Annotated in this window: 8 protein-coding genes; 4 read left to right on the top strand and 4 right to left on the bottom strand. The window is 67.5% G+C overall.

Annotated features, from left to right (window positions below; all coding sequences use genetic code 11):
• The 3 genes from DTA22_RS18710 to DTA22_RS18700 all read left to right on the top strand — a co-directional run.
• A partial coding sequence (locus DTA22_RS18710) for a GntR family transcriptional regulator (RefSeq protein WP_409372713.1) occupies positions 1-226 on the top strand: 226 nt, incomplete at its 5' end.
• A gap of 50 nt (positions 227-276) precedes the next feature.
• Positions 277-708, top strand: a complete 432-nt coding sequence (locus DTA22_RS18705; RefSeq protein WP_037243802.1) for a DoxX family protein — start codon at positions 277-279, stop codon at positions 706-708.
• A 90-nt stretch (positions 709-798) separates the two neighbouring features.
• Positions 799-2,430, top strand: coding sequence for a BCCT family transporter (locus DTA22_RS18700; RefSeq protein ID WP_370184603.1), 1,632 nt, complete (start codon positions 799-801; stop codon positions 2,428-2,430).
• 63 nt (positions 2,431-2,493) lie between these two features.
• On the opposite strand, the gene DTA22_RS18695 is transcribed toward DTA22_RS18700, so the two are convergent.
• Positions 2,494-4,002 carry a dolichyl-phosphate-mannose--protein mannosyltransferase gene (locus DTA22_RS18695; RefSeq protein ID WP_112300532.1) on the bottom strand — a complete coding sequence of 503 codons (1,509 nt, stop codon included), beginning with the start codon at positions 4,000-4,002 and terminating at the stop codon, positions 2,494-2,496.
• Between the two features lie 74 nt (positions 4,003-4,076).
• Between DTA22_RS18695 and rsmI the strand changes: the two genes are divergently transcribed.
• On the top strand, positions 4,077-4,907 hold the full coding sequence (gene rsmI, locus DTA22_RS18690) for a 16S rRNA (cytidine(1402)-2'-O)-methyltransferase (protein WP_037243806.1): 831 nt from the start codon (positions 4,077-4,079) through the stop codon (positions 4,905-4,907).
• A 14-nt stretch (positions 4,908-4,921) separates the two neighbouring features.
• On the opposite strand, the gene DTA22_RS18685 is transcribed toward rsmI, so the two are convergent.
• The 3 genes from DTA22_RS18685 to DTA22_RS18675 form a co-directional block, all read right to left on the bottom strand.
• The gene (locus tag DTA22_RS18685) at positions 4,922-6,097 is read right to left on the bottom strand and encodes a DUF2786 domain-containing protein (RefSeq protein ID WP_112300526.1); all 1,176 of its coding nucleotides are present in this window, start codon (positions 6,095-6,097) and stop codon (positions 4,922-4,924) included.
• Between the two features lie 108 nt (positions 6,098-6,205).
• Positions 6,206-7,765: a methionine--tRNA ligase gene (gene metG / locus DTA22_RS18680; protein WP_112300525.1), complete on the bottom strand. Its 1,560-nt coding sequence runs from the start codon at positions 7,763-7,765 to the stop codon at positions 6,206-6,208.
• Between the two features lie 53 nt (positions 7,766-7,818).
• Positions 7,819-8,712: an SDR family oxidoreductase gene (locus DTA22_RS18675; protein WP_112300524.1), complete on the bottom strand. Its 894-nt coding sequence runs from the start codon at positions 8,710-8,712 to the stop codon at positions 7,819-7,821.
• Between the last annotated feature and the right edge of the window lie 29 nt (positions 8,713-8,741).

Below are 8,741 nucleotides of genomic sequence, written 5' to 3'. Positions count from 1 at the left end.
GGGTCTGGCCCCGAACACGGTGGCGAAGGCGTACCGGGAACTCGGCGAGCAGGGTGTCATCGAAACCCGGGGCAAGCAGGGGACGTTCATCGCGAGCGGCGGTGACCCCATTCGCGCCGGGGCCGAGAAGGCCGCAACACGGTATGTGCAGGACCTGCGGAAGCTGGGGGTGTCCGACGAGGAGATCCTCGGCTTCGTGCAGTCCGCTCTCCGCGGCGCCGAATGAGGACGGCGCCGCATCCAGAAGGTGTGACCCCAGAAAGGTAGACGCTCGGTATGGCTTCCGCACTCTTCCGCGACCTCGCACTACTGATTGCCCGGATCGGACTCGGCGTCGTCTTCGTCGCGCACGGCTGGCAGAAGTTCTTCGACTACGGAGTGAAGGCCACCCAGGCGTCGTTCGCCGACATGGGCGTCCCACTGCCCGACATTTCGGCTGTTGCGGCCGCCACTATCGAACTCGCGGGTGGATTTGCTCTCATCGTGGGGGTGGCCACACCGATCGCCGGAATCCTGCTGTTTCTCGACATGCTCGGAGCGCTGATTCTGGTGCACGCGGACAAGGGCGTCTTCGTCGCGAACGGCGGGTATGAACTCGTCGTCGCACTGGGCGTCGGGTCGCTGCTTCTCGCCGTGATCGGTGCCGGACGCCTCAGCATCGACGGGCTTCTCGGAAGAGGCTCGGGATGGGGGAAAATCGCAGCGTAACGATGCCGTAGGCTGGGTCTCGATTCGGTGTGAAGCGGTGGGCTAGCTTGCTTTTACCATCGAAAATGACCAACGTAGTTGTTCATGGCAATGAATACTGATCTGCCTGATCAAGGTTCCGAGACCGCTGACGCGAGCGTCGGCGGAGGGCTCAAACGGGTCGGTGTTCGCACCGACCACGTGGTGTTCTCCGCCGCTGCCGCCGCGGTCTCGGCAATCGTCGTCTGGGGGCTCGTGGCCCCCGACAATCTCGACTCCACGACCGGTAAGGCGCTCGACTGGCTGGTCACCGACATGGGCTGGTTGTTCGTCCTGTCGGCGTCCGGGTTCGTCCTCTTCTCACTGTGGCTCGCGTTCAGCAAGTTCGGCCAGATTCCGCTCGGCAAGGACGGCGAGAAGCCCGAGTTCCGGACGGTCAGCTGGATCGCGATGATGTTCAGCGCCGGCATGGGCATCGGACTGATGTTCTTCGGTGTCGCCGAACCGCTCGCGCACTACGTGACGCCCCCTCCGGGTTCCAACGGGGGCATCGGAACTGCGATGGCCACCACCATGTTCCACTGGAGCCTGCATCCCTGGGCGATGTACGCGGTTGTCGGACTGTCGATCGCGTACGGCTCGTACCGCAAGGGTCGCAAGCAGCTGTTCAGCTCCGCATTCATCCCGCTGCTCGGCCGCCGCGCGGAGGGGCCGATCGGCAAGTTCATCGACGTCCTCGCGATCTTCGCGACACTGTTCGGCACCGCCGCTTCGCTGGGTCTCGGCGCACTGCAGATCGGTTCCGGCTTCCAGGTCGTCGGGTGGATGTCGGAGGTCAGCACATTCCTGTTGGTCGCCATCGTCGCCCTGCTGACCCTCGCGTTCGTGGCGTCCGCCGTGTCGGGTGTCGCCAAAGGCATCCAGTGGCTCTCCAACACCAACATGGTGCTCGCCGTCATCCTGGCCCTGTTCGTGTTCGTCGTGGGACCGACGGTCCTGATCCTCAACCTGCTGCCCACGACGATCGGCGCCTACGCCGCGCAGCTCGCGCAGATGTCCGCCCGCACCGGAGCGTCGTCCGATCCGGCGACCGGCGAATGGTTGTCCTCGTGGACCATCTTCTACTGGGCGTGGTGGATTTCCTGGACCCCGTTCGTCGGCATGTTCCTGGCCCGCATCAGCCGCGGCCGGACAATCCGCCAGTTCGTGGTCGGCGTGATCGTGGTCCCGAGTGCCGTGAGCCTCGTGTGGTTCGCGATCTTCGGTGGTGCCGGAATCAGCGAGCAGCGTGACGGAATCGACCTCGCCGGACAGGACACCCAGGAGGGGCAGCTGTTCGGCATGCTCAACCACCTGCCGCTCACCGGCATCACGACCGTCCTGGTGATGATCCTCGTGGGGATCTTCTTCGTCTCCGGCGCCGACGCCGCGTCGATGGTGATGGGCACCTTGTCGCAGCGCGGTTCGCTGGAACCGCAGCGCTGGGTGGTCGTGTTCTGGGGTGTGCTCACCGGTGGCGTGGCCGCGCTCATCCTGTGGACCGGCGGCGACACCGCGCTCGACGGACTGCAGACGATGACGATCATCGCCGCGGCGCCGTTCGTCCTCGTGATGATCGGGTTGTGCTTTTCGCTCTACAAGGATCTGTCCCGTGACCAGATGATCGTCGACGGCCGGGAAATGCGGAGAGAGATGCGGAGAGTGGCGGCGAAACGTCGTCGCGACCGGATCTCGTCCCGCTAGAGAAACAGTCTGCGAGCCGCTCGGTGTCCCACGGGGACCCGGGCGGCTCGACTCATTCCGGTGTCAACGCCAGCTGGGGAGCCACAGTTGGTGCTGCCACGTGTCCGGGGTGATCGGGACGGCCGTGAGGATCGGCCACAGCCAGATGAAGTTGGCGACCACGAGCCCCACATAGAGGCAGACGGCGAGCAGGCCCGTGGTGCGGCGTTCGAACGACGCCTTCGCGCTGCCCAGTATGTCGCCAAGGATCAGCGCGAGACCCATCACCATGAACGGCGCCAGCGCCACCGCGTAGAAGTAGTACATCTGGCGGTCCAGGGTGGTCAGCCACGGCAGGAACGCGGCGCCGTAGGCGGTGAGGACGGTGGCGTAACGCCAGTCCTTCCGCACCACGGTCTGCCAGAGCGCCCACGCGAGCATCGGCAGTGCCAGCCACCACATGGCGGGCGTCCCGATGAGCATGACGGCCTTGACGCAACTCGACGCGCCGCAGCCGGTGACGTGATCACCCTCGGCGAAGTAGTACAGCATCGGGCGCAGACCCATCGGCCACGTCCACGGCTTCGACTCCCACGGGTGATGATTGCCCGCCGAATTGGTGAGGCCCTCGTGGAATTCCAGGACGTTCCCGCTGTAGTACCACAGTGAGCGGAGCGCGCCCGGCACGAACGACCAGGTGCCGCCCGTTCCGATCTCATTGCCCACCGCATGCCGGTCCACACCCGTCTCGCTGGCGAACCACGCCCAGTAGCTGGCGAGGTACACGAACAGCGGCACGACGACGAGCGCGTACAGCGCCGGGCCGACATCACGGACGCCGGCACCGAACCACGGGCGCCGCACCCCGTAGGCGCGCCGGGCCGACACGTCGAACGCGACGCTGAGCAGTCCGAAGAACACGATGAAGTAGACGCCCGACCATTTGGTGCCGCACGCCAGACCCAGCATGATCCCGGCGCCGAACCGCCACCAGCGCACACCGAGTCGCGGTCCCCAGTCGCTGTCGCCGATCCGGCCCTCGTCGTACGCGCGGGCCATCCGCTCGCGGACCTGGTCGCGGTCCACGATCAGGCAGCCGAGAGCGGCGACCGCGAACAGTGCCAGAAAGATGTCGAGCATGCCGAGCCGGGACGACACGAACGTGACGCCGTCCGCGACCAGCAGGATCCCGGCGAGGCCGCCGATCAGAGTGGATCGGGTGAGCCGGCGGACGATGCGGATCACCAGCAGGACCATGATCGTGCCCGCCACCGCGGAGGCGAAACGCCAGCCCCAGCCGTTGTAGCCGAAGATCGCCTCGCCCATCGCGATCAGCTGTTTGCCGATCGGCGGATGCACCACCAGCCCGTAGCCGGGGTTGTCCTCGAGCCAGCCGCCGGTGAGCACCTGCCATCCCTGCGGCGCGTAATGCTTCTCGTCGAACACGGGAGTGCCCGCATCCGTCGGGTAGCCGAGCATCGTGAACCGGGTGATCGCCGCGATCGCCGTGACGAACAGGGTGACCACCCAGCCGCGGGCGCGGTCGACGGGACCGAAGTCGGGGGGCGGCACGAGCGGCGCCGGTCCGACCATGGACGGCTGTCGTGCGGAGGGCGTCGGTCGCTCGTCCGTCAGCATCGTCACGCCGCAATCGTAGGCTGTGGGTCATGACTGGTCGCCTAGTGCTCGCCGCAACACCGATGGGGGACGTGGGTGACGCCTCGCCGAGGCTGCGTACGGCGCTCGGGACGGCCGACGTCGTCGCCGCCGAGGACACCCGCCGCACCAAAGCTCTCGCCTCCGCGCTCGACGTGACGATCACCGGCAAGGTCGTCAGCTTCTACGACCAGGTCGAGACGGCCCGGCTGCCCGCTCTCGTCGCCGACGTCGCGTCCGGCAAGACCGTTCTCCTCGTCACCGACGCCGGCATGCCCTCCGTCAGCGACCCCGGGTACCGGCTGGTGTCGGCGTGCGTGGCCGAGGATCTGGCGGTGACGTGCCTGCCCGGACCGTCGGCGGTGACGACGGCGCTCGCGCTGTCCGGGCTGCCCGTCGAACGGTTCTGCTTCGACGGTTTCCCGCCCCGGAAGCAGGGGCAGCGCAAGACGTGGTTGCAGGCCCTGGTCGCCGAGCAACGCGCGTGCGTGTTCTTCGAGGCGCCGCACCGGCTCGCCGACTGTCTGGCGGACGCGGTCGAGGTGCTCGGGGGAACCCGTCGCGCCGCCGTCTGCCGGGAACTGACCAAGACGTACGAGGAGGTCCGCCGCGGCACTCTCGCCGAACTCGCCGAGTGGGCCGCCGAGGGTGTCCGCGGCGAGATCACGGTGGTGGTGGAGGGTGCCACCCTCGTCGCGTCCGACCCCGCCGACCTCGTCGACGAGGTGGAGCGACTCGTCGCGGACGGCACCCGGCTCAAGGATGCATGCGCGCTCGTCGCCACCACCGGCGTGTCGAAGCGGGAACTCTACGAAACGGTGCTGGCGGCCCGGAAGGACTAGACGGCCAGCGGGCCCTACCGCCGGAGGGCGCGCTCCCCGGGAGCCAGGGAGGCGTCGTCGGCGGCCGCCTGCCCGGCGTACCAGCCGTTGGCGTCGACGGCCCTGCCTCGTGCCTTCTTGGTCCGCGGAAACAGACGGTCGAACTCGGCGTCGACGGCCTCGGACTTGGTGGCCAGAATCGGGAGCAGAGCGTCGACGGGAATCGACGCCTCGTCGGCGGCCTCGGCCGTTGCCCGGCTGTCGGCGTCGCGCAACCGCTGCCCGATGCGGCTGGCGAAGCCCGCGAGGAAACCCTTCCGGAACGACGTGGTGCGTGAACCGCCGCGACTGTCGGCGTCCGCGAATTGCATTGCGCGCGTCGCCTGCACGAGCAGCGACGTGAACAGCATGTCGACCTGCTGGAGGTCGAGGGGGGTTCCGACCACGGTCGCGATGGCGAGAGAGCTGAACCACACGGTGCGCACCCGGTTGGAGTCACCGATCTCGGTGAGAAGGTGCACCTTCTCCTTGACGTACGGATTCTCCAGGTGGATGCGGCGACTGTGCACCGCCGTGTTGCCCACCCCGTTCTGGGTGTGGAGGAGGGCGGCGTTGATCGCGTAGCGCGTCATCAACTCCTGCGCCTTCGCGGTGAAGATCTCCGCCTCCTCCGCGAAGTCGGTGGCCTCGGCCTTCGCGAGCAGTCCGCGGATCCTGTTGAGCACCTTCGCGTCGGCCTCGGTCTCGCCCGGCACGGCCGCGGTGGGGTCGGCGACCCGCACGACGGGCCACGTCGACGGCGGGGGAGCGAGCACCGTCCAGCCGGGCAGATTCGTCCACGTCAGGGACAGGTCGGTGAGCTGATAGACGGAGTGGTACGGATCTTCGAACAGCAGCCCGGCGGCCAGGGCCCGAACGTCGGGACCGTCGACCGGAACCCGCCCGGCCAGGTGCGACGCACCCGGGTACTGCTCGCCGATGGTGCGGAGTTGCTCCACCCAGTCCCGCGGCGCCCGGTGCGCGGCCCGCGTGCGCTCCGCCTCGTGCAGCACCAGGGCTGCCGCCAGCGCCGCGTCGGACGGCTCCTTCGATCTCCGCGCCAGATGCACGACGTCGGCGGGCTGCCACCCACGCTCGTACGCGGCCGACAACTCACCCATCAGGGTGTGGACTGCCGCGGCGGCCTGGGGGCTCACTTCGTCGTCGAACACGCGCGCTCCGTTCCCGAATCCACCGTGAGGAGATCGAATGTATGTTCTATTCGGCGTCATGGGGGAGAGTGTGCATGCGGGGTCCGACAAGAACGAACCCCGCCCGGATCAGTCCTCCACGTAACGCGGGAACACGCCCGACGGCGCGGGCAACGGGGTGCCCGCCACGATGCGCGTCGGAAGGTCGCCGAACTGCCGCGCGTCGGCCTTCTGACCCAGCAGGTCGAGGATCTTCTCCGCTGCGTCCGGCATCACCGGCTGCACGAGGATGCCCACGATCCGCACCACCTCGAGCGTCACGTACAGCACCGTCGCCATCCGCTCCGGATCCGTCTTCCGCAGAACCCAGGGCTCCTGCTTGGAGAAGTACCGGTTGGTCTCGCCCAGAACCGACCAGATCGCCTCCAGCGCGAGATGCAGTGCCTGGACGTCGTATTCGGCGCGAACCCGCTCGAGCAGCGCATCCGCCTGCGCGAGCATCGCCGTGTCGTCCTCCGTCAGCTCGCCGGGGGCCGGGACCTGGGCGTCGCAGTTCTTCGCGACCATCGACAGCGACCGCTGCGCGAGGTTGCCGAGCTCGTTCGCCAGGTCGGCGTTGATCCGGGTGACGATGGCCTCGTGGCTGTAGCTGCCGTCCTGACCGTAGGAGATCTCGCGGAGCAGGAAGAAACGCACGGCGTCGAGGCCGTACTGCTCCACCATGGCGACGGGGTCGACGACGTTGCCGACCGACTTCGACATCTTCTCGCCCTTGTTGTAGAGGAATCCGTGCACGAAGACGCGCTTCGGCAGTTCGATTCCCGCCGACATCAGGAACGCCGGCCAGTACACGGTGTGGAACCGGGTGATGTCCTTGCCGATGATGTGCAGGTTCGCCGGCCAGTACTTGCCGAACTGCTCGGAGTCGGTATCCGGGTATCCGGCGCCGGTCAGGTAGTTGGTGAGCGCATCCACCCACACGTACATGACGTGCTCGGGATGGTCGGGAACGGGAACGCCCCAGTCGAACGTCGTGCGGGAGATCGACAGGTCCTTCAGTCCGCCCTTGACGAAGCTGACGATCTCGTTGCGCCGCGTCGCGGGTGCGATGAAGTCGGGGTTCTCCTCGTACAGCCGGAGCAGCTTGTCCTGGTACTCGGACAGCTTGAAGAAGTACGTGGACTCCTCGGTCCACTCGACCGGGGTGCCCGTCTCGGTGGACAGGCGTGAACCGTCGTCCTGCAGCGTGGTCTCGGCCTCGGTGTAGAACGCCTCGTCGCGGACCGAGTACCAGCCCGAGTACGTGTCGAGGTAGATGTCGCCGTTGTCGAGCATCTTCTGCCAGATCGCCTTGCTGGCTTCTTCGTGATCGGCATCCGTGGTGCGGATGAACCGGTCGAAGGAGATGTTCAACGTCTTGTCCATGGCCTCGAACACGTCCGAGTTCCGCGCGGCGAGCTCACGGACGTCGATGCCTTCCTTGGCCGCCGTCTGCTGCATCTTCAGACCGTGCTCGTCGGTTCCCGTCATGAAATAGACGTCGAACCCGTCCAGACGCTTGAAGCGTGCGAGGGCGTCGGAGGAGATGTACTCGTAGGCGTGGCCGATGTGCGGGACGCCGTTCGGGTACGCGATCGCCGTCGTCAGATAGAAAGGTGGCCGCGAGGCGGTGGAATCAGCAGCATTCATGGTGCGACCACTCTATCTGCGCGCCACCGTTTCGTGACGCGCAGATTCGGGTTCTAGGCCGGTCCGGTGCCGTCCTCGTCGGTGACGGCGCGTGACTCGTACGCCGCGCGGGCCGACTTGTTCGTGGACCTGACCTGGTCGGGGACCATCCGTCTGATCGCGAAGTCCCGGGCGAACTGCGGAAAGACGGTGACCAGCCGGGCGAGCGGGCCGACGTACCGGGGGATGGTCACCTCGAACCGGGGCCGGTGGATCACCGCGACCACGGTCTTCGCGACGTCGGCGGGTGTCAGCAGTTTTGCCGCCCCCGTCGCCGTTCCGGCGGCGAGTTCGGTGTCGACGACACCCGGCATGATCACCGAGATCTGCACGCCCGACCCGCGCAGCTCCTCGCGGACACCGGTCAGGTAGCCGAGCACGCCGTGTTTCGTCGCTGCGTACGTCGACTCGCCGGGTGGTGCGACCTTCGACGCTGCCGACGCGACCGTGACGATCTGACCGTGGCCGCGCGCACGCATCGCCGGCGCCGCCAGTCTCACCCCGCGGATGACCCCGTGCAGGTTCACGGCGAGCTGCCGGTCCGTCGCGGATTCGGGTTCCTCGTCGAACCTTCCGACCCACATGACGCCCGCGTTGTTGACGAGCACGTCGATCGGGCCCCAATGGTCCTCGACGGCCGTGAGGAATGCCGAGAACGACCCGGTGTCGGTGACGTCCAGTTCGAGGCCCTCCACCGTCTCGCCCGCCCGGCCGAGTTCGTCCGCGGTCCGGCGGGCCGCGGCGCCGTCGACGTCGCCGATCGCGACCCGTGCACCGGCCAGTGCCAGCTGTCGGGCGATCTCTCTCCCGATTCCCCTCGCACCGCCGGTCACCGCGATCACGCGGCCGTTCATCGAGCTCGAAGTCATGGACACGGCTCCCTCCCCGTCCGGGAGAAAGTACCGCATGTGACACGTGCGGCGGCGGCGTCGACAAT

The sequence above is a fragment of the Rhodococcus wratislaviensis genome, from assembly GCF_900455735.1.
GTDB lineage: Bacteria > Actinomycetota > Actinomycetes > Mycobacteriales > Mycobacteriaceae > Rhodococcus_F > Rhodococcus_F wratislaviensis.
This window is presented reverse-complemented; position numbering and strand designations above follow the sequence as displayed.